The sequence below is a fragment of the Microvirga sp. 2MCAF35 genome, assembly GCF_052115545.1.
Taxonomy (GTDB): domain Bacteria; phylum Pseudomonadota; class Alphaproteobacteria; order Rhizobiales; family Beijerinckiaceae; genus Microvirga.
On sequence record NZ_JBFRGW010000007.1, the window covers coordinates 63,707 to 85,310 of the forward strand.

At 63.1% G+C, this 21,604-nt stretch carries 13 protein-coding genes; 7 read left to right on the top strand and 6 right to left on the bottom strand.

Features of this window, described 5'->3' with window-relative positions:
- Window positions 1–217: 217 nt before the first annotated feature.
- The 4 genes from treZ (at window position 218) to glgX (ending at window position 11,561) form a co-directional block, all read left to right on the top strand.
- Window positions 218–2,038: a malto-oligosyltrehalose trehalohydrolase gene (gene treZ / locus AB4097_RS05340; protein ID WP_442037571.1), complete on the top strand. Its 1,821-nt coding sequence runs from the start codon at window positions 218–220 to the stop codon at window positions 2,036–2,038.
- Window positions 2,035–6,882, top strand: a complete 4,848-nt coding sequence (locus AB4097_RS05345; RefSeq protein ID WP_442037572.1) for a malto-oligosyltrehalose synthase — start codon at window positions 2,035–2,037, stop codon at window positions 6,880–6,882. The genes treZ and AB4097_RS05345 overlap by 4 nt, the downstream gene beginning before the upstream one ends.
- A 125-nt stretch (window positions 6,883–7,007) precedes the next feature.
- The gene (gene glgB, locus AB4097_RS05350; protein WP_442037573.1) at window positions 7,008–9,272 is read left to right on the top strand and encodes a 1,4-alpha-glucan branching protein GlgB; all 2,265 of its coding nucleotides are present in this window, start codon (window positions 7,008–7,010) and stop codon (window positions 9,270–9,272) included.
- 81 nt (window positions 9,273–9,353) lie between these two features.
- Entirely contained in the window at window positions 9,354–11,561 is a 2,208-nt protein-coding gene (gene glgX / locus AB4097_RS05355) for a glycogen debranching protein GlgX (protein WP_442037574.1), read from the top strand.
- Window positions 11,562–11,763: 202 nt separating this feature from the next.
- Here the strand turns inward: glgX and glgA are convergent, their stop codons facing one another.
- From glgA to AB4097_RS05380, 5 genes are all read right to left on the bottom strand, one after another.
- Entirely contained in the window at window positions 11,764–13,209 is a 1,446-nt protein-coding gene (gene glgA, locus AB4097_RS05360; RefSeq protein ID WP_442037575.1) for a glycogen synthase GlgA, read from the bottom strand.
- On the bottom strand, window positions 13,206–14,489 hold the full coding sequence (gene glgC / locus AB4097_RS05365) for a glucose-1-phosphate adenylyltransferase (RefSeq protein ID WP_442037576.1): 1,284 nt from the start codon (window positions 14,487–14,489) through the stop codon (window positions 13,206–13,208). The genes glgA and glgC overlap by 4 nt, the downstream gene beginning before the upstream one ends.
- A 154-nt stretch (window positions 14,490–14,643) precedes the next feature.
- A complete protein-coding gene (locus tag AB4097_RS05370) occupies window positions 14,644–14,985 on the bottom strand; it encodes a DUF2934 domain-containing protein (protein ID WP_442037577.1) in 342 nt (113 codons plus the stop codon).
- Between the two features lie 211 nt (window positions 14,986–15,196).
- Window positions 15,197–15,802 (bottom strand): DedA family protein, encoded by a 606-nt coding sequence (locus tag AB4097_RS05375; protein WP_442037578.1) that lies wholly within the window; start codon window positions 15,800–15,802, stop codon window positions 15,197–15,199.
- A 339-nt stretch (window positions 15,803–16,141) separates the two neighbouring features.
- The gene (locus AB4097_RS05380) at window positions 16,142–17,377 is read right to left on the bottom strand and encodes an O-antigen ligase family protein (protein WP_442037579.1); all 1,236 of its coding nucleotides are present in this window, start codon (window positions 17,375–17,377) and stop codon (window positions 16,142–16,144) included.
- A gap of 552 nt (window positions 17,378–17,929) precedes the next feature.
- Here AB4097_RS05380 and serA point away from each other — a divergent pair.
- From serA to AB4097_RS05395, 3 genes are all read left to right on the top strand, one after another.
- A complete protein-coding gene (gene serA, locus AB4097_RS05385) occupies window positions 17,930–19,177 on the top strand; it encodes a phosphoglycerate dehydrogenase (protein ID WP_442037580.1) in 1,248 nt (415 codons plus the stop codon).
- Between the two features lie 380 nt (window positions 19,178–19,557).
- Window positions 19,558–19,863 carry a hypothetical protein gene (locus AB4097_RS05390; protein WP_442037581.1) on the top strand — a complete coding sequence of 102 codons (306 nt, stop codon included), beginning with the start codon at window positions 19,558–19,560 and terminating at the stop codon, window positions 19,861–19,863.
- A 157-nt stretch (window positions 19,864–20,020) separates the two neighbouring features.
- Complete coding sequence (locus AB4097_RS05395) at window positions 20,021–20,623, top strand: hypothetical protein (protein WP_442037582.1); 603 nt, start codon at window positions 20,021–20,023, stop codon at window positions 20,621–20,623.
- A gap of 15 nt (window positions 20,624–20,638) precedes the next feature.
- Here the strand turns inward: AB4097_RS05395 and AB4097_RS05400 are convergent, their stop codons facing one another.
- The gene (locus AB4097_RS05400) at window positions 20,639–21,598 is read right to left on the bottom strand and encodes an ornithine cyclodeaminase family protein (protein WP_442037583.1); all 960 of its coding nucleotides are present in this window, start codon (window positions 21,596–21,598) and stop codon (window positions 20,639–20,641) included.
- Window positions 21,599–21,604 lie beyond the last annotated feature (6 nt).

The window sequence follows — 21,604 nt, forward strand, 5'->3', positions numbered from 1 at the left end:
CAAAGGCAGTCGCGCAGTTAAACTATCTCCCCCCGTCATCGGTTCCGCAGAAAATCGAGAAAATTTGCGAGTACCCCAATCAGCGATAACGGCCGAGCTTGCCGACACGGGAAGCGTTGCATGGAATCCGAGCTTGGCTGTTTTTTTGGTGCTGGCTGGAACATTGCCTTAAGATGCTCGTTCGCAAGTGCTTCCATGAAGAGATTCCGGGGATCCGATGCGGCGCGTTCACTCCATGCCCTTTGGGGCAGAGATAACCTCCGATGGCATTCGCTTTGCCGTGTGGGCGCCGACGGCGCGCGACGTGAGCCTTGTGCTCGACGGCAACAATCATCCGCTGCAGGCGGATGCCGATGGATGGCATCGTCATGTCTCCGGGCAGGCGCATGTCGGAAGCCGCTACGGCTACAGGATCGACGGCAATCTCGTCGTGCCCGATCCGGCGTCCCGCTTCCAGCCCGACGATGTTCACGGGCTCAGCCTCGTGGTCGATCCGCAATCCTACGTGTGGTCCGACACCTCCTGGAAGGGCCGACCCTGGGAGGAGACCATTCTCTATGAGGTCCATGTGGGAACGGCCACGCCGGAGGGCACCTATGCGGGCCTGATGGCCAAGCTTGAAAGATTGAGAGACCTTGGCGTGACGGCCATCGAACTCATGCCGATCGGCGAGTTCCCGGGCCGTCGCAACTGGGGCTATGACGGCGTTCTGCCCTATGCGTCGGACGCGGCTTATGGAAGCCCGGACGATCTCAAGCGTCTGGTTGAGCGCGCGCACGAGCTTGGCCTCATGATGTTCCTCGACGTGGTCTACAACCATTTCGGGCCGTCCGGAAATTATCTCCACGCCTATGCCAAGACCTTCTTCACCGAGCGCCACCCGACCCCCTGGGGCGCCGGGATCAACGTGGATGGCGAAGGCAGCCGCGTGGTGCGCGATTTCTTCTTCCACAATGCACTCTACTGGCTGGAAGAGTTTCACTTCGACGGACTTCGCTTCGATGCGGTCCATGCCATCGTCGACGATGGTCAGCCGCACTTCATCGAGGAACTTGCGAACCGCATCAGGCAGACGATCCCCGATCGTCACGTTCATCTCGTGCTCGAAAACGAGGCTAACCAGGCGCGCTGGCTCAATCGCGACGAGACACGCCAGCCGAAGCTTCATACAGCCCAATGGGCGGACGACGTCCACAATTCCTGGCACGCGCTCCTGACCGGGGAGAACGAGGGCTATTACGAGGATTATGCGAACAGGCCGCTCCAGCATCTCGGCCGATCGCTGGCGGAAGGCTTTGCCTATCAGGGCGATCCTTCCCCGCATAAGGACGGCATCGTCCGCGGCGAGCCGTCGGGACATCTGCCGCCGAGCGCCTTTGTGGCCTTCCTGCAGAACCACGATCAAGTCGGCAACCGCGCTTTCGGCGAGCGCCTCGCACACCTGATCCCGCCGGAGCGCCTCGAACTCGCGCAAGCCATCTCCCTTCTCTCGCCGCAGATCCCAATGCTGTTCATGGGCGAGGAATGGGCCGCTTCGACGCCGTTCCAGTTCTTCGTCGATTTCGAGAGTGAGCCGGATCTCGCCAAAGCCGTTCGGGATGGGCGGCGAGGCGAGTTCAAGCGCTTCAAGGCCTTCACGGATCCGGAAATGTCACAGAGGATTCCCGATCCGACGGATCGAGCGACCTTCGAGCACTCCAGGCTCGACTGGCCGGAGCTGGAGCGTTCGCCGCATCGCGAATTCCTGTCACGAACCCGTCATCTCCTCGGCATCAGGCGGAGGGAAATCGTTCCGCTGCTCAAGAGCGAATATCGCGGTTCGCAATATAAGGTGTCGCCGGAGAACACGCTCGACGTGAGCTGGCGCTTCGCCGAGAGCATGCTCCGCCTTCTTGCGAATTTCGGCGGCGCTCCGATGACGGTACGCCTCGAAGACGGCGCGCGCGCGCTCTGGGCTGGCCCCAACATCGATGCGAGCAGCACAAACCTTCAGCTCCCGCCCTGGTCGGGCATCATCTTGAAAGGACAATCGGCATGAGCAAGCTGGACGCTCTCTTGGAGCGCATGGCCGCCCTTGTCGGTATTTCGTCTGACTACACCGATGCATTCGGGAACAGCGTGGAGACCAGCCTGGAAACCCGGCAAGCACTGCTGACGGCTCTCGGTCTCGATATCTCGTCCGAGGCAAATGCTCACGAGAGCCTCGGCCGGCTGGAGCGATTGAAGAACGGTGCGGTCCCGGCCGTCGTCACGGTCGATGCCGACACGCCTTCGACCATCGAATTCCGCGCGGCTCCCGGTTCGCAATCCTGGATCCTGATCGAAGAGAACGGCGCGGTCCATGAGGGACGCCTCGACACGGACGAGAGCGACCTGGACCTCCCCGCCCTGCCGACAGGCTATCACCGCCTCCGTCTCGGAGACAGGGAGACGACCATCATCGCCGCGCCGGGCCGGTGCTGGGAGCCGGACGCCTTCCAGGGGGAGGCAAGGCTCTGGGGCGCGGCCGCACAGATATACTCCCTGCGATCCGAGCGCGACTTCGGCATCGGCGACTATTCGGACGTGTCGCTGGCGGCCGAGAGCGTCGGCCGCCTCGGCGGCGCCTTCCTGGGCCTCAGCCCGGTCCACGCGCTCTTCGCCTCGGATCGTTCGAAGATCTCGCCCTATTCTCCCTCCTCACGGCTCTTCCTCGAGTCCATCTATATCGACCCGACAGCGGTTGCAGGGTTCAAGGAGAGCGGCGGCGCAGCGCTTCTCGACGAGCCGGACGTGCAGGCGCGCCTCGCCCGTCTCCGAAGTGCCCAGCTCATCGATTATGCCGAGGTCTGGGCTCTCAAGCGCCCGCTTCTCGATTCCCTCTGGAAGCATTTCCAGGCGTCCGGCGACCATGCCGCCTTCGAGGCGTTCCGGCGGGCCGGCGGCGAAGCCCTGGAGGCTCATGCGACTTTCGAAGCCCTCTCCGAGCATTTCCGGGAGCAGGGCCGGTTCTGGAGCGGCGATTGGCCCGAGGGTTATCGTTCGGTCCATTCCGTCGCCGTCAGGCGGTTTCGCATGGATCAGGCGGAACGGGTGACCTTCCACGCCTGGCTGCAATGGCTGGCCGATACCCAGCTCGCGCAGGCGGCCGAACAGGCCCGCGACGCTGGGCTTCCCATCGGCCTCTACCGGGATCTCGCCGTGGGTGCCGACGGCGGCGGCTCCGAGATATGGGCGACGCCGGAGCGTTATGCCCCCGGCCTTTCCATCGGGGCGCCTCCGGATCCGCTTGGCCCCCAGGGGCAGGATTGGGGCCTGCCGCCCTTCAACCCGCTCACCCTGGAGGAGCAGGGACTGGCCGCGTTCCGCGACCTCGTCTCGGCCAATATGCGCCATGCCGGAGCGATCAGGATCGACCATGCCTTCCAGCTGCAACGGCTATTCCTCATCCCGTCCGGCGCTCCTGCGTCCCAGGGCGCCTATGTGGATTACCCGTTCGAGGCGATGCTGGCGGTGCTGCGCGTGGAGAGCCACCGCGCCCAGTGTCTCGTGATCGCGGAGGATCTCGGCACGGCCCCGGAAGGCTTCTCCAATGCCATCATGGAATCGGGCGTCCTCAGCTACCGGGTCCTGCCCTTCGAGCGGGATGGATCTGCCTTCAAGAAGCCGGATGACTATCCGCGCTCGGCCATGGCCGTCATCACCACCCATGACCTGCCGACCCTCACCGGCTGGTGGCGCGGCCTCGACATCGACCTGCGCCAGACGCTGGGGATCTTCGATCCCGCCAAGGCGGCCGATGAGCGCCTCGCCAGAGCTGCCGACAGGCAGCACCTCACGGATGCATTGGCCAAGGAGGGCCTCCTCCCCTCGTCCCATCTTCCGGGGAAACCACCGCTCGAGGAAACGATCCGCTATCTCGGCCGCACATCCTCCGTCCTCACCGCCCTGCAGATCGAGGATGCTTCGGGCGAACTGAACCAGCCCAACATGCCGGGCATGGATGCGGGCCACCCCAACTGGCGGCGGCGCCTGTCGAACACCATCGAGACCATCGCCTCGCCGGGAAGCCTGATGCCTAGGCTCGCCGTCGCCCTGGCGGAGGAAGGACGGGACGCCCGCGCCCGACGCAACACCCTCGCGTCGCCTCCGCCCCGGGCCACCTACCGCCTGCAGTTCCACAAGGACTTCACCTTCGACGACGCGGTGAAGATCGTGCCTTATCTGGCGAAGCTCGGCATCAGCCACGTCTATTCCTCGCCGATCCAGACGGCCGCGCCCGGATCGACCCATGGCTATGACATCGTCGACCATTCGACGATCAATCCCGAACTCGGCGGCGAAGAGGGCTTCCGCCGCCTCTCGACAGCGCTGAAGGAGCATGGCCTCAAGCTCCTCCTGGACATCGTTCCGAACCACATGGGCGTGGGGGGAAAAGATAACGGCTGGTGGCTCTCGGTGCTGGAATGGGGCCGGTTCTCACCCGTGGCTGAGGCCTTCGACATCGACTGGGAGCGGCCCGGCGCCGACGGCAAGCTGATCGTTCCATCCCTCGGCGGTCTTTATGGGGAAGTGCTGGAGAAGGGTGAACTCCAGCTGAAATTGGACGCCATGGAAGGCTCCTTCAGCGTCTGGCACTGGGAGCACCGATTCCCGATACGCCCGACGACCTATCCGGTCGTGCTCGATCTTGCGCTCGCCGCCCTCGCCGACGAGACGAGGACCGGTGAATTGCGCGTCCTCACCGAACGCCTGCGGGCGTTGGAGGACAGCGCATCCTCACCGGAAAAAGCCGAGACGATAAAGCGTGAACTCGCCCAAGCAGTCGCAGCTTCGCCAGCCGTGAGGAAGGCCATCGACAGCGCGGTTGCCGTCGTCAACGGCGTTGCCGGTCAGGCGGAAAGCTTCAACATTCTGCACCGCCTCCTCGAGGCCCAGGCCTACCGGCTCTCGTACTGGCGGGTGGCATCGAGCGACATTAACTACCGCCGTTTCTTCGACATCAACACCCTGGCGGGAATCCGGGTCGAGATTCCGGAGATCTTCGAGAAGACGCACGAACTCATCGTCCGCCTCGTGGACGATGGCCTCGTCCACGGTTTGCGGATCGACCATATCGACGGGCTCGCCGATCCGGAGAGCTATACCCGCGCCCTTCAGCGGAAGGTGGGGCCGGGCTTCTTCGTGGCGGTCGAGAAGATCCTGGAGCCCGGCGAGGAGTTGCGCCCCTGGCCGGTCGCAGGAACGTCGGGCTATGACGTGCTCAACGTGATCGACGGCATTCTCGTGGACGGCGAGGCAGGCGACACCTTCGAACAGATCTACCGGAAGGCTTCAGGCCTTCAGGGCTCCTATGACGACCTGCTGAAACAGGCCAAGGTCGAGATCACTGGAAAGAATTTCGCCAGCGAGGTGGAGGTTCTGGTATCGGACATCAAGGCCATCGCCGATGCCGACCGGCGTACGCGGGATTATACGGCTTTCTCCCTACGCCAAGCCCTTGTGGAGATCATCGCGTCCTTCCCGGTCTATCGCAGCTACCTCGGCGAGAGGGAGCCCGCGCAGGAGGATATCCGCTTGATCGGGGAGACGGTTCGGGAGGCGCAACAATCCAGCACCCTTCCGGACCGCGGCATGCACGACTTCATCGCCGCAGCCCTTCTCGGCAAGGCAAAAGCTGATCCGGCCGACATCCGCCGCTTCCGGCGGCGGTTCCAGCAACTCACGGGCCCCGTCATGGCCAAGAGCCTGGAGGACACCCTGTTCTATCGCTACGGCCGCCTGATCGCGCTCAACGAAGTCGGCGGCGACCCGGGCCATTTCGGCCTCTCTCCGCAAGCGTTCCACCGGTCGAATGCGGATCGTGCGCGCGACTGGCCGCATGCGATGATCGCCACCGCGACGCACGACACGAAGCGCGGCGAGGATGCGCGGGCGCGCCTGCTCGCGCTTTCGGAGATGCCGGAGGAATGGGCACGGGCGCTCGACCTCTGGCGGGACGTCATTGGTCCTCACCTGTCCGAGGTGGAAGGCGCACCTGCGCCGGATGCCAACGATCAGGTGATCCTGCTCCAGGCCCTCCTCGGCGCATGGCCCCTGGAGCTGCTTGAAAGTACCGATGGAAAGCAGCTGAAGGCATTTCAGGAGCGGATGGAAGAATACCTCACCAAGGCTCTGAGGGAGGCCAAGCGGCATACGAGCTGGGTTGCCCCGAACGAGGCCTATGAGGGAGCGGCCCGTCAGCTCCTTCATGCGGTGCTCGATCCGAAGAACCGCGTCCTCGATCGCCTACAACCGTTGGCCCGGCGTCTTTCTCGTCTGGGCATGCTGAACGGGCTCTCGCGGACCATCCTGAAGATGACTCTGCCGGGGGTCCCCGACATCTACCAGGGCACCGAGTTCTGGGACTTCTCCCTGGTCGATCCGGACAACCGGCGGCCGGTGGATTACGAAGCCCGGATCAAGGCGCTCGACACGAACGAGCCGGTTGCGACCCTGATGAAGACCTGGCCCGACGATCGGATCAAGCAGCGTGTTCTCATGCGGCTGCTTCACGATCGCGCGGCATCCCCGGATCTTTACGCCGAGGGCGATTACCGGCCCTTATCGGTCACGGGCAAGCTTTCGACCCATCTGCTCGGCTATCTCAGGCAGCGGGGAGAGACGGCACTTGCCATCATCGTGCCGCGCCTTTGGAATGGTTTGGCGGACAGCGAGGGTCTGTTCCCTGATCAAATCACCTGGGGCGACACAGCAATCCCGCTGCCCCATGGGCGCTGGAAAAACGTGCTCACGGGAGAGGATATTCTCATCACGTCCGATCGCGAGACGATTGCTTCGCTCATGGGCACTCTGCCCTTTGTCGTTCTCAGGCGCGATGGAGACGACGGCGTCCCGCATTAACAAAGATTCGCCCGGAACCCTTTAGGAGCCGCACTGCTTCTGGTCCAAGCCAGCACCTGCTCCATAATGAAACCTCTCGGAGGAGCGGCCGCCATGGCGCTCCGAGAGCACCTATGGGACAGTGGATGAAGGGGGATAACCGAATGGATCAGCACCGTCGTGGATCGCAGAGCGCATCGCCGCGCCCGGCCGAACCGCCATCGGTTGCCGAGATCGTCAATTCGGGCGATCCCTTCTCCGTGCTCGGGCCGCATGAAGTTTCGCCCGGCCGATGGGAGATCCGCGCCATCGTGCCGGATGTCGATGCCGTGACGGTTCTCGACCGCGACGGACAGACCGTTCTCGCCCCGATGGAGCGGAGGCCTCCGGACGGCCTGCTCGTCGCTTCGTTCAGCGCTCCCGAGCGGCCCGACTACAGGCTGCGGATCGAGCGGCACGACGCCACGGAAATCCGGCACGATCCCTACAGCTTCGGCACCTTCCTGTCCGACGACGATCTCATGAGGATCGGCGATCCGACGAGCGATGCGGTCTATACGAAGCTTGGGGCGCATTTTCTGGATCTCGGAGGCATTCAAGGCTTCCTGTTCACCGTCTGGGCGCCCAATGCCCGCCGGGTGAGCGTGGTGGGCGACTTCAACTCCTGGGACGGGCGGCGCCACCTCATGCGCCGCCGCCATGAAGGCGGGATCTGGGAGCTGTTCGTTCCGGATGTCACGCCTGATCAGCGCTACAAGTTCGAGATCATCGGCCTGCACGGCAATCTCCTCGCCCTCAAGGCCGATCCCATCGCCTTCGCGGCGGAGCATCCGCCGGAAACCGCCTCCATTCTCAAAAGCGCTCCGAGTTTCGACTGGCAGGATTCGGAGTGGATGACTTCTCGGTCCGCGCAGAACCACCGCAAGGCGCCGATGTCGATCTACGAGTGTCATCTCGGCTCATGGGCGCGCCTCCCCGAGGAAGGCAATCGCTACCTGACCTATCGCGAATTGGCCGTGCGTCTCATTCCCTATGTGAAGGATCTCGGCTTCACGCATATCGAGCTTCTGCCGATCACCGAGTATCCCTTCGACGGCTCATGGGGCTATCAGCCGATCTCATTGTATGCGCCGACAAGCCGTTTCGGCACGCCGGAGGATTTCGCCGCTTTCGTCGAGGCGGCACATGCTGCCGGGATCGGCATCATCCTCGATTGGGTGCCGGCGCATTTTCCGAACGACCCGCACGGGCTGTCCTATTTCGACGGCACGCATCTCTACGAACATGCCGATCCGCGCCTGGGCTTTCACCAGGATTGGGGCACCTACATCTACAATTTCGAACGCCGGGAGGTGATGAGCTTCCTCGTGGCGAATGCCCGGTTCTGGCTGGAGCGGTACCATCTCGACGGATTGCGGGTCGATGCGGTCGCGTCGATGCTCTACCTCGATTATTCGCGAAAGTCCGGAGAGTGGATTCCCAACCGCTACGGCGGCAACGAGAATCTCGGCGCCATCGACTTCATCCGCAAGATGAACGAGGTCGCCTATGCCACCTCGCCGGGCGCAGTCACCATCGCGGAGGAATCCACCGCATGGCCCGGCGTGTCCCAGCCGACCTACGCAGGAGGTCTCGGCTTCGGGTTCAAATGGAACATGGGCTGGATGCACGACACCTTGCGCTACATCAGCAAGGATCCGGTCTTCCGCCAGTACCACCATCACGATCTCACCTTCGGGCTGCTCTACGCCTTCTCGGAGAATTTCATCCTCCCCTTAAGTCACGACGAGGTGGTTCACGGCAAGGGATCGCTACTCGGCAAGATGCCGGGCGACCAGTGGCAGCGTTTTGCCAATCTGCGCGCCTATTTCGGCTTCATGTGGGGTCATCCCGGCAAGAAGCTCCTGTTCATGGGCGGGGAAATCGCGCAGGAGCGAGAATGGAACCACGACGAGAGTCTCGACTGGCATCTTCTTGACAGCTCCTACCACAAGGGCGTGCAGTCGCTGATCAGAGACCTGAACCGCGCCTACCAGTCCACCGCCGCCCTGCACGAGCGCGATTGCGAGGCGAAGGGATTCGAGTGGCTGGTCTCCGACGACCGCGACAACAGCGTCATCGCCTGGATGCGGCGCGGTGACGACGAGACCTCCATTGCTATCGTGGCGTCGAACTTCACGCCGGTCGTCCGGGAAGCCTACCGCATCGGCGTTCCGCTGCCGGGCTTTTATCGCGAGGCGGTCAATACGGATGCCGGCCAGTATGGCGGCGGCAACGTGGGCAATCTCGGCGGAGTCATGGCCGACGAGACGCCGAGCCATGGCCGTCCCTGCTCCCTGAACCTGACGATCCCGCCTCTGGCGACGCTCATTCTCGTCCTCGATCAGGAAGGCTCCGGCACGAACATATAGTTCCGCTTGTACGGGACCTCATGCAGGCTCGCGCGTTGTCGCAATGAATGTTTTTGCTCCGCTTGTTTCCCGAGACCCTCGATGAACGACAAAGTCGATACCCGTGAGCTTTCCTCGGCTCAGATCGTTGCCCCGAATGTCAGGCGGACATCCCGCGTACGCGAAGGATTGCCCTATCCCCTCGGAGCGACCTGGGATGGACTGGGGGTCAATTTCGCCATCTTTTCCGCCAACGCCACCAAGGTCGAGCTCTGCCTGTTCGACCTCGACGGGAAGACTGAACTCGAACGGGTTGAACTGCCTGAATATACGGACGAGGTCTGGCACGGCTACCTGCCCGATGCGCGGCCCGGCACCACCTACGGCTATCGCGTCTACGGCCCTTACGATCCGAAGGAAGGCCACCGCTTCAACCCGAACAAGCTTCTGCTCGATCCTTATGCCCGCCAGCTCATCGGCGATCTGACCTGGGACCCGGCCCTGTTCGGCTACACCATCGGCTCGCCGGACGCCGACCTGTCCTTCGACAAGCGGGACAGCGCGCGGTTCATGCCCAAATGCCGCGTCGTGGAATCGGCCTTCACCTGGGGACGCGGACGCCGGCCGCAGACGCCATGGGAGCGCACGATCGTCTACGAAACGCATCTGCGCGGCTTCACCATGCAGCATCCGGCGGTGCCGCGCGAGCTGCGGGGAACCTTCTCGGGCCTCATGCAGCATGAGGTGATCGAGTACATCCGAAATCTCGGCGTCACCGCCGTCGAATTGCTCCCCATCCACGCCTTCGTGGACGACAGCTACCTCATCGACAAGGGATTGCGGAATTACTGGGGCTACAATTCGATCGGCTTCTTCGCCCCGCAGCCACGCTATCTTGCGACGCCCTTCGTGAACGAAGTGAAGGAGATGGTGAGCCATCTCCACGACGCAGGGATCGAGGTCATCCTCGACGTGGTCTACAACCACACCGCCGAAGGCAACGAGCTCGGGCCGACGCTGTCCTTCAAGGGCATCGACAACGCATCCTATTACCGGCTCGCGCCCGACAAGCGCTATTACATCAACGACACCGGCACCGGAAACACGGTCAATCTCAGCCATTCCCGCGTGCTGCAGATGGTCACCGACTCCTTGCGCTACTGGGCCCAGGAGGTGAAGATCGACGGCTTCCGCTTTGATCTCGCGACGATCCTCGGCCGCGAACCCCACGGCTTCGAAGAGGACGGGCGCTTTCTCGATACCTGCCGGCAGGATCCGGCTCTCAGCCAGGTCAAGCTCATCGCCGAGCCATGGGATTGCGGACCCGGTGGCTATCAGGTCGGACGCTTCTCGCCCGGATGGGCGGAATGGAACGACCGCTATCGCGACACGGTGCGTGCGTACTGGAAAGGCGAGGAAGGAAAACTGCCGGAACTCGCCTCGCGCATCACCGCATCGGCCGACATCTTCAACAAGCGCGGACGCCGGCCCTGGGCCTCGGTCAATTTTATCACCGCCCATGACGGGTTCACGCTGAACGACCTCGTCTCCTATAACGACAAGCACAACGAGGCGAACGGCGAGGACAACAAAGACGGGCACGACCATAACCTTTCTTCCAATTACGGTGTCGAGGGGCCGACCGACGATCCGGAAATCCGTACGCTTCGGCTGCGCCAGATGCGCAACATGCTCGCCACCCTGCTCTTCTCTCAGGGAACGCCGATGCTGCTCGCGGGCGACGAATTCGCGCGGACCCAGCAGGGCAACAACAACGCCTATTGCCAGGATAACGAGATTTCCTGGATCGACTGGGAGGGGATCGACGACGACGGGATCGAGCTTCTCGAATTCACCCGCAAGCTCATTCAGCTGCGCCAGAACCTGCCGATCCTGCGCAGGGGCCGGTTCCTGTCGGGCGTCTACAACGAGGAACTCGACGTCAAGGACGTGACATGGCTCACGCCTGCCGGGGACGAGATGACGCCGGAGCATTGGCAGGATCCGAATGCCCGCTGCATCAGTATCCTGCTCGACGGCCGCGCCCAGCCGACGGGCATCCGCCGGCGCGGCACGGACGTGACCCTGCTGCTGATCCTCAACGCGCATCATGACGTGGTGAAGTGCACGTTGCCCGAGGTAGTGGGCGGCGAAGCCTGGATGTGTCACATCGACACCAACCAACCCGATCTGGAAGCGCCGGCCGAATTCAGGTTCGGCAAGGAATACACCGTCACCGCCCATTCCCTGCTGCTCTTCCAGCTGAAGCCCGAGAAGCAGCGCAAGGCGGAGAAGAAGAGGAGCGCATGACCTGAAACAGGTGTGAGCACCGGCCTTTTGCTCATTGACCCCATGACGTCATGGCCGGGCTTGTCCCGGCCATCCCGATACGGAAAAGCGCTGCGCTTTAATCAATCGGGATCACCGGCACAAGGCCGGTGATGACGTGGCGAGTGTCATTCCCGGAAGGGCACATCAACGGAGGGGAAGGCTTTTCAGGATTCCATCCTCGTTACGCGCGAAGACTGCGATACAGATCGGCGTATTGCCGCGCCGGGCGGCGCCAGCTCAGGTCTGCCCCCATGCCGTTCCCCTGCAGGCGCTGCCAGGCGTCCTTGTCGCGCCACAGGTTCTTCACCCGGTCGATCGCATCCAGGGTTGCACTGAGAGTGACGGGTCCGAACTGGAAGCCCGTCGCGGCGCCGGTGGCGATGGCCATCTCATTGGCGTCGATGATCGTGTCGGCCAATCCGCCCACACGCGACACGACCGGGATGCTCCCGTAGCGCATGGCGCAGAGCTGCGTCAGGCCGCAGGGCTCGAACCGCGACGGCACGAGAAGCGCGTCGCTTCCGCCTTGTATCTGATGAGCCAGCTTCTCGTCGTAGCCGATCACACATCCAACCTGGCCCGGATAGACGACGCGCGCCGTCTGGAAGCTCTCTTCCAGAGCGCGATCCCCCGCTCCCAGCAGAGCCAGCTGCGCGCCATCCGCGAGCAGGCGCGAGAGACCTGCAAGCACGAGGTCGAGGCCCTTCTGTTCGGACAGGCGACTGACGACGCCGAAGAGGAGCGCATCGGGATCGGGCTTCAATCCAAGTCTTTCCTGAAGCAACCGCTTGTTGGCCGCCCGCCGCTCGAGACTGGCGCGGTCATAGGTGAGCGCCAAGTTCTGATCCGTCGCCGGATCCCACACCTTGTCGTCGATGCCGTTGAGAATGCCGGACACGATGCCCGACCGGGCGCGCAGCAATCCGTCGAGCGCCATCCCGCCCTCGGGCGTCTGGATCTCCTTGGCGTAGGTCGGCGACACGGTGGTGATGCGGTCCGCGAGCTGCAGGCCCGCCTTCAGGAACCCGATCTGCCCGTAATACTCGACGCCATCCACCGTGAAGACGCTGGCCGGCAGGCCGAGCTCGAACAGGAGGTCGGCTGGAAAGATGCCCTGAAACGCGATGTTGTGAATGGTGACGACAGTGCCGGGGCGCGGATTGCCGGTGAGGCTCAGGTAAACCGGCACGAGGCCCGCCTGCCAGTCATGGGCGTGAATGACATCCGGCGTGAAACCCGGTATCAGCCCCTGGCCGATATCGGCGGCCGCTCGGCTGAGCGCCGCGAAACGCCGGGCATTGTCCGGCCAGTCGCGGCCGTTCGGCGCGAGATAGGGCGAGCCGGGTCGTTCGAAGAGATGGGGCGCATCGATGACGAAGAGGTCGAGACCTCCGGCCCGGCCGGACAGGAGCCGCGCCGTTCCCCCGAAGAAGGCGGGATATTGATGCAAGGTTTCCGCGTTCTCCAGGGCGTTGAGCACCGCGGGATAACCCGGCACGAGCGTCACGACCGTCACGCCCTCCTCGGCAAGCGCTGACGGCAGGGCGCCGGCCACATCGGCCAGTCCGCCTGTCTTGATGATGGGAAAGACCTCCGACGCGACCGACAGAACGTTCAGAGACTTCATTCCGCCAATCTCTCGATCATCGGCTTGGTGATGAGGCACACGCCCTTCTCGGTGCGGCGGAAGCGCCTTGCATCCAGCTCGGGATCCTCCCCGACCACCAGCCCGTCGGGGATATGCACGCCGCGGTCGATGACCACGTTCTTCAGCCGCGCTCCTCGACCGATCTCCACGAAGGGAAGAATGACGGCGCCCTCCACGTCGGCATGGGAATGCAGATGGACGGCCGTGAACACGAGCGACCGTCGCAGGGCCGCCCCCGACACGATGCAGCCGCTGGAGACCAGCGAGTTGATGCCATGACCGCGCCGTCCGTCCTCGTCGTGAACGAATTTCGCCGGAGGCCATGTCTCCGAGAAGGTCGAGATCGGCCAGTCTCGGTCGTAGAGATCGAGCGACGGGACGATGGCCGTGAGATCGATGTTGGCTTCCCAGTAGGCATCGACGGTTCCCACATCGCGCCAGTAGGCTTCCGCGTCGCTTCCGCCGGCTTCCGCGCCAGAGCGGACGCAGGACGTGGTGAAGCGATGGGCCACGGCTTTTCCGTGCTGAACGAGATAGGGGATGATGTCCTTGCCGAAATCCCGGTTCGAGCCGGGCGTTTCCACGTCGCGGCGCAATTGCTCGAAGAGGAAGCGGGTGTTGAAGACATAGATGCCCATGCTGGCCAGCGCCATGTCGGGCTTGTCCGGCATGCCCGGAGGGTCGGCAGGCTTTTCCAGGAACGAAATGATCCGGTCCGTCTCGTCGATGGCCATCACGCCGAAGCCGACCGCCTCCATGCGCGGCACTTCGAGACAGCCGACGGTGACGTCGGCGCCTGAATCGACGTGCTGCCGCAACATGATCTCGTAGTCCATCTTGTAGACGTGGTCGCCCGCAAGAATGATGATGTATTCCGGGTCGATGCTCGAGATGATGTCGATGTTCTGGTACACCGCATCGGCCGTGCCCTCGTACCACATCGTCTCGGAGACGCGCTGGCTCGCAGGCAGGATGTCGAAGCTCTCGTTGCGTTCGGCGCGGAAGAAGTTCCAGCCGCGCTGGAGATGGCGGATGAGGCTGTGCGCCTTGTACTGCGTGGCCACGCCGATACGCCTGATGCCGGAGTTCAGGGCGTTGGACAGGGCGAAGTCGATGATCCGCGTGTTGCCGCCGAAATACACGGCGGGCTTGGCGCGGATATCGGTCAGCTCCATCAAGCGGCTGCCGCGTCCGCCGGCGAGAATGTAAGCCATCGCGTGGCGGGAGAGAGGGGCGTTGAATACTCTTGAAATAGGCAAGACCGGGTTCCTCACATCAACGGCAGCCACCTGCCCCGCTCTATAGACGCTGAAACCGCCCGCAAGTTCTTGCTTATTGATGTCGGCCTCAGTTTTGCTCTTGCCCCTCGAGCCTCCGGCCGCACGGGTCGAAGGCTCGTGTCGTCTCACGCACTCATGTCGTGCGCGTGGTGCGCCTGCGCTTCGGAACTGCTACGGGCGCCTCGCCACCTTCCGCGACGGGCGCGGCTGCCGCAGGAGCGGCTGCGGAACCGCGCTTCTTGCGGGTCTTCGGTGCCGCCGGGCTGGTGAGCTCCTCATCCACCGTCATGCTCGTCATGCCCAAGGGTGCCGGATCGATGATCGGCGCCTTCGTTCCCTCATCCTCATCGCCCTGGCCGAGAACTTCGCGCTCGGCCTGATACCAATAATCATCGGCACGGCCGTGAATGCTCCCGTGCCGCATCCAGAGCTCATATGCCCTTTCACGGATTCGTTCTTCGATTTGCTTGTCCATGACTGCCCTTCATCCTGATGTCGTGCCCGACCAGATGCCGCGCCAAACCGGACTGGGTTCACCCATCAGTCACAAGGTTGCGCGCCCATCGGAATTGAACTGTGTAAGTTATTAGGCAGTTCCCGCGAATGGCAACGGCTGCCCGCTGAATCAGCGGCAAATGTTTGCCCGAACTTGATGCGCATTCGGGTGAAGTTTTCAGCGCCAGGGCTCAGGAGGATTCCGGCGCCTTGAATCGGATGACCCTGACCAAGTACCAGATTGCCAGTCCGGCGAAGACGATGTTCGACACCGGATTAAGCCATTCCGAAACACGCTCGTACTGGCTCTGCAGCAGATATCCGGCGCTCGCCAGCAGAAGCGTCCAGAGGAAGGTCCCGAGGGAACTCCAGAAGAGGAAGGTTCGGATCGGAACGTCATAGACGCCGGCCGGGACGGAGATGATGGACCGGATGGCCGGGACCAGCCGTCCCAGGAACAGCGCCACCGCCTGATGGCGCGCGAAGAAGCCCCCGGCCCGATCGATCCCGTCGGGATGGAGGGTGAGCCAGCGCCCGTGCCGGCCGGCGAAAAGCTTGAGGCGCTTCAGGCCGAGCCAGCGGCCGATCAGGAACCAGAAATAGGCGCCTGCCAGTGAACCGAGCGTCCCGGAGGCGACCACGCCCGCGAAGCTGAGCGTGCCCTTCGCGGCGGAAAAGCCCGCCAGCGGCATGATCACCTCGGACGGGATCGGCGGGAACAGATTTTCCAGCAGCATGAGAAGGGCAATGCCGAGATACCCGGCCCTGTCCATGAGGCTGACGATCCAGTCGAACATGCGGATTCACCACACTTGCGAGGGGTTTGAAGGGAGAGCGGCCTGTGGGGCTGCCCGTGGCAGGACCCGAGGGCCACGCAGGATCCCGGGTCTGTTTCCACCTAGAGCATCGAACGCAAAAGTGGGAACCGGTTTTGCGTGGAAAGATACGAAAAAACAAACGATTAGAGCATTGTGCGGACCCAGAGGGCCGCGCAGCGAAAATTGGACCCGGTTTTCCGCATCAACGATGCACATACTTTAGGAAGAAGCATCGGACCCACTTTTGGGTCCGATGCTTTAGAACCTTGGCCACAGTGCCGAGCCTGACAGTTCAGGCGCGGCCTCAACCGCCTGCCGTCACCTCGTGGGGTTCGACTGGACCGGACGGAGGGTCAGGAGCGCGGCCGCGAGGGCAACGGCGGCGATCCACCATCCCTGCCATGCACCATGGCTGACGAGGGCGATGGCGCTGGCCATCATGAGAGTCATCAGGCCCACGCGGCGGATGTCGGCTGACGCTCTCGAAAGGCAGCTCAGGATCCACAGGATGAGCGCGGACAAAAGCAGGGCGCCGACGGCTCCCAGCTCGACCCAGACCTGCAGGAAGGCATTGTGGGGATGTCCGATCCTGAGCATCTGCCGATAGGCCCGGTCAATGTTGGCCGCGACCGGGTGGCTGCCCATTTGGGGCGAGGACCCGAAGCCTGTTCCGAAGACCGGATAGTGGTGGGTGACGTCGCTGAAGGCCTGCCACAGGGCGATGCGCTCCCGCGAATGGCCTGCCTTGGTGGCCTCGATCACGGTATCGGGCACGCTTCTCATGACGCTCCCGAAGAAGGGCTGCATCCAGATCAGCCCGAGAAGGGCGATCGTCAGCAACCGCCTCACCCAGATGAAGGGGGCGTAGCTCAGCGCAAAGGTCCCGGTCGCAGTCAGCAGGCCGAGCTTTGCGGCTTCGCTGTCGGAGAGCAGGATGGTGGCCACGACCAGGAACAGCAGTGGGAGGCAGAACATGCGATTCCGGCGAAATCCGACCAGGACGAGAACCGGTGCCAGCAGGAGCAAGAGCGTGACCACCGGCCGGTTGTAAATGAAGCCGTCGATGCGATGGGACAGAAGACGCCTCAACGGAAAATCGAGCAGAAGCTCGACCGTGATTAATCCTGCGGTGATCAGCATCGTCGCTGCGAGGGCTCCGGCCATCCATCGCGGCGGCGGGGCCGCACGCCAGCCGACAATCAGGACGGCACTCGACACGGCGGGGAGCACGGCCTCACCCCAGGAGAACAGGCCTAGATCGGGCCGGATTGCCCAAGCCAGGGAGATCAGGGGATAGGCGATCCCGCAGAGGACGAGAAACGCGACGCCCGTTGGTATTGTCCCGAACGCTGAACGATCGAGCCTGATGGCCCCGGAGGCCAGGCGTGAAGCCAGAACGCAAAAGGCGGCACAGGCCAGAAACAATGGAGAGGATCGATTGGCCGCCGCCATCGCAATCGGCAGTAGAACGATCAGCCCATGACCGATATTGTCCATATGAACGGCAAGCTTCTTGCGCTGGGCGGACATCATTTCGAGCGAGACGTCTTCCAATCTTACGTTTTCCTGCCCATCGCCGGTATTCTTTTCCTTATGATCTTCTTTACCGCCCGCAAACATGCGCCTTCCCGTCGTTCAAAGCCTTGAGCCCGGCATTCGAGTTTCTTGTGAAAACCGGCCCAGCGAGCAGCGGCACGAATAGGGAGTGTGAAACAATATCCATAGACCGGACAGGTTGAGATGCCAATCGAAAGACGGAAAATCGCCCCTCGGCAGCCCGAATCCAAGCTTGGGCGAGCGATCTCAGGGACATCCCATGGTACCCGATCGGTCAAGTTCGAGGCAACGAGAGATTGTCGCGAAAATGGAACGGGAGCCGTGCGTACATCCGGCACCGGCTCCCGTCTCATTGACCGGCCGCCGCTGCAGCCGGATTGACTCATCATAACCCAGACCGGCCTGGGCGGGACGACGCATTGGAGGTATGAGGCTCCTCCGGTCGCGGCCGCCCTGCCCTCCGGCACATGGGCGCGATGCGCCGAAAGGGGCTTGCGCCCCCGCTCCCGCGCGGTATGCCATGCCCGCACATGGTGAATTGGAGCTGACATGTCCGAGATGTTCTCTCTTCAGAAAGACAAGATCCGCGTTCTCCTGCTCGAAGGCGTGAACGACAGTGCTGTCGACCTGATCAGAGGTGCCGGCTATACGAACCTGACCCATCTCAAGACGGCCCTCGACGAAGCCGAGCTGATCGAGGGTCTGCAGGGCGTTCATCTGCTGGGCATTCGCTCCCGGACGCAGTTGACGGGCAAAGTCCTGCAAGCCGCGAACAGGCTGATCGCCGTAGGCTGCTTCAGCGTCGGCACCAACCAGGTGGATCTGGAAGCCGCGCGGCACGCGGGCATTCCGATCTTCAACGCTCCTTTCTCCAACACAAGAAGCGTGGCCGAACTCGTGATCGGCGAGATCGTCATGCTGCTGCGGCGCACATTCCCCAAATCCACCGCGGCCCATGCGGGACAATGGGACAAATCCGCCATCGACAGCCATGAGGTCCGCGGCAAGACCCTCGGCATCGTCGGCTACGGCAATATCGGCTCGCAGCTCTCGTACCTGGCCGAGGCCATGGGCATGCGGGTTATCTTCTTCGACCAGACCGACAAGCTTCGCCACGGCAACACGGAGCCGGCCGACAGCCTGCATGCGCTTTTGAGCCAGAGCGACGTGGTCAGCCTGCACGTTCCCGAGACGCCGGCCACGCACGGCATGATCGGCAAGGCCGAGATCGCCTCGATGAAGAAGGGCGCCTATCTCATCAACAACAGCCGCGGCACCGTCGTCGATCTCGACGCCTTGGCCGAGGGCCTTCGGAGCGGCCACCTGCGTGGCGCCGCCGTGGACGTATTCCCCGTCGAGCCCGCCTCGAACAAGGAACCGTTCGTCACGCCGCTGCAGGGCCTGTCCAACGTTATTCTGACACCGCATATCGGCGGATCGACGGAAGAGGCGCAGGAGCGCATCGGCGCCGAGGTCGCGAAGAAGCTCGTCGAGTATTCCGATGTCGGCACGACGGTCGGGGCCGTCAACTTTCCGCAGGTCCAGCTCCCGTCCCGTGCAATGGGAACACGTTACATCCATGTGCACCGGAACGTGCCCGGCATTCTCGGGCGCCTCAACAACGTGTTCTCGCAGCGCGGCCTCAACATCACGGGCCAGCACCTGCAGACGGACGGCGAGATCGGCTATGTGGTGATCGAAGCGGAAGGGCTGCCGGGGCAAAGTCGCGAAACCCTCAACGAGATCCGCGCTCTCGACGGAACCATCCGGGCGCGGCTGCTCTACGCCAGGGGCTGAATTCAACAAAAGCCCCCTGAAGCATTCGTGTCGAAGTCATGCTACCGTCATTGAGGCCCTCCTCCCCAGGAGAACCGAGTGCAGGTTGGCGGAGCAGGCGTGAGACCGTGATTTCCGAGGTTCGAGTAAAGTTGCGAGGTTTCCTGCGGCACACGATGTCCAGGTTCACCCGCGCGACCGGGTTGCCCAGGATCGGCCGGGATGATTCCGAAGCCGCACGTGGCCAACGGACATCCACGAAGGTCAATGTTCGCCCGTACGAAGAGGATCGCGTATCATCCACGCTCCACTCCGTCAGCGCGTCGCTCCGGCACCACGTCGCCGACGACTTCACCCCTTCACCCCGCTCAGACATCGAAGATTTGGGACGCTCAATCGACATGAACGCTTCCGTGGATACCTTGGCCGAACAGATGCTGACCCTGGTGGAGATCGTCTCGGCCCAGGAAAGGGACATCAAGGCTCTCAAGGAGCAGTGCCGCAGGCTCGAGGAACACGATCAAGCCATCGCGGTCGCCTTCTCGACCTTCTTCCACGTCCTGTCGGCCGGACGCGTCGCCAAGCTGAGCGAGATCGCCCATATCCTGAACAACATCATCAAGATCGCCGAACAGGAAGGCCGCCCGCCCGCATCGATCAAGTTCCTCCAGGACCTCGCCGGAATGCTCCCGGACGATCAGCGCTGAGGCTATGAGAGCAAGCGACGAAGGTTTGGAGAATCCTCCTAACTGACCGCGGGATTCGCTCCTGATTAATCATGCGTTAACCACGTTCCTTCACGTTGAGGAACCTGCGAGCGTGGCGCTGCCGCGTCCCATGCTCTCAAGGCGAAGGAGGCTAGTGATGTCGACGGAACGGGCCGAAGCCGCGCTCGAAATTGCGATCGCCAGGCATGTCGCCATTTCCTTCCAACGGAGCGTCCGGAGCACGGATGTGACGATCGCGGCCCGGAGCCGCAACCACATCACGGACAGCTTCGAGCACGGAGAGGTTCGGACGGATCAGGACAACCGGCCGCCCGCGCTCGTCATGTTCTATCGCAAAGTCATGACGGCATTCACGCCGGTTGCGATCGACACCCATACGCCGGAACGATCGTTGCGCCTGGGCGATATCAGGGGCTCGCTCGAAAATCTGCGCGGCGCGCTTTCCACGGTCCCGCAGCCGTCGAGAATGGATCATGCCAAGTTCCAACTGCTGATCGAGCGCCAGCAATTGCTGGTGAAGAACCAACTGACCGAAGGTTTTGGCCGGATCGAGTCCTGGATCCTGTCGCTGTCGTTTCTCGGCCTCGTTCTCCTGAATGCCGTCAGCCTTCTCTGGGCCTTGCCCTTTCTCGGCTTCAGCATCGGCAGAGCCTGGTATCTCGACAGGGCATGCAAGCGCCGTCTCAAGAAGATCTCTGACATCGACGCCTTGATCGGCCGCATCGAGCGGGCGTGCTGATCGGGGCAGTCCGCGTCAAGGCTGCCGCAGAACGGCTGATGCCATCGCGATATCCTGGACGGCCAGCCCTGAGAATGCCGAAACGGTGATCTGATCCGCCGTCTCACGTCCCTTCGCCGAGCCCATGACGATCTCGCCGATCTCGACGACCTTCTTCATGGCGGACACATCGAAGTCGAAGGCATGGCCGAACTCGCCGCGCGCGCTGGCCTGGACCCTGCTGTCCGTCACGACGATATCGGCGTTGCGGATGATGGCGGCATCCAACTCCTGCTTGTCGGCGCTGTCGGCCCCGATGGCGGTGACATGCGTGCCAGGCTGAAGATCATGCCAGTGCAGCAGCGGCGACGGGCTTGCGGTCGCCGTGACGATCAAGCGGCAGCGGGACGCGACCTCCGCCGGCGACGACGCGACCTCGACAGAGAAATCCTGCTCCTGCATCCGCCGCGCATAGGCCGATGCCCGCTCAGGATTGCGCCCCCAGACCACGATATTGCGGCAGGGACGGACGGATTGCAGCAGTTGCACCTGCAACTCCGCCTGGATGCCGCAGCCGAGAACCCCGATAGAAGCGACTCTCTCGGGCGCGAGATGCTTCGCGGCGACCGCGCCGGCGGCGGCCGTGCGAAGATCCGTCAGCCGTCCGCGATCATTCAGCACCGCCGCCAGCTCGCCCGTGTCCTTCCTGAAAACGAGCAGCAATCCGTCGCTGCTGCTGAGGCCGCGTGCGGGATTGTTCCAGAACCCCGAGGCGATCTTGATCACATAGGTCTCGCCGCCGGTCAGGTACCCGTACTTGATATGCACCTCTCCCGGCGGGTCCGTGAGAAGAAGTTCACCCGGCGCCGGCACAACGGCCTCGCCGCGGGAGAAGGCGGCGAATGCCTCTTCCATCAGGCCGACCGGGTCGAGACCTTTCAGACGTTCTTCGATCTGCGGAAGGTCGAGGAAGGTGATGGAGGATGCAGTCACCATTGGCGG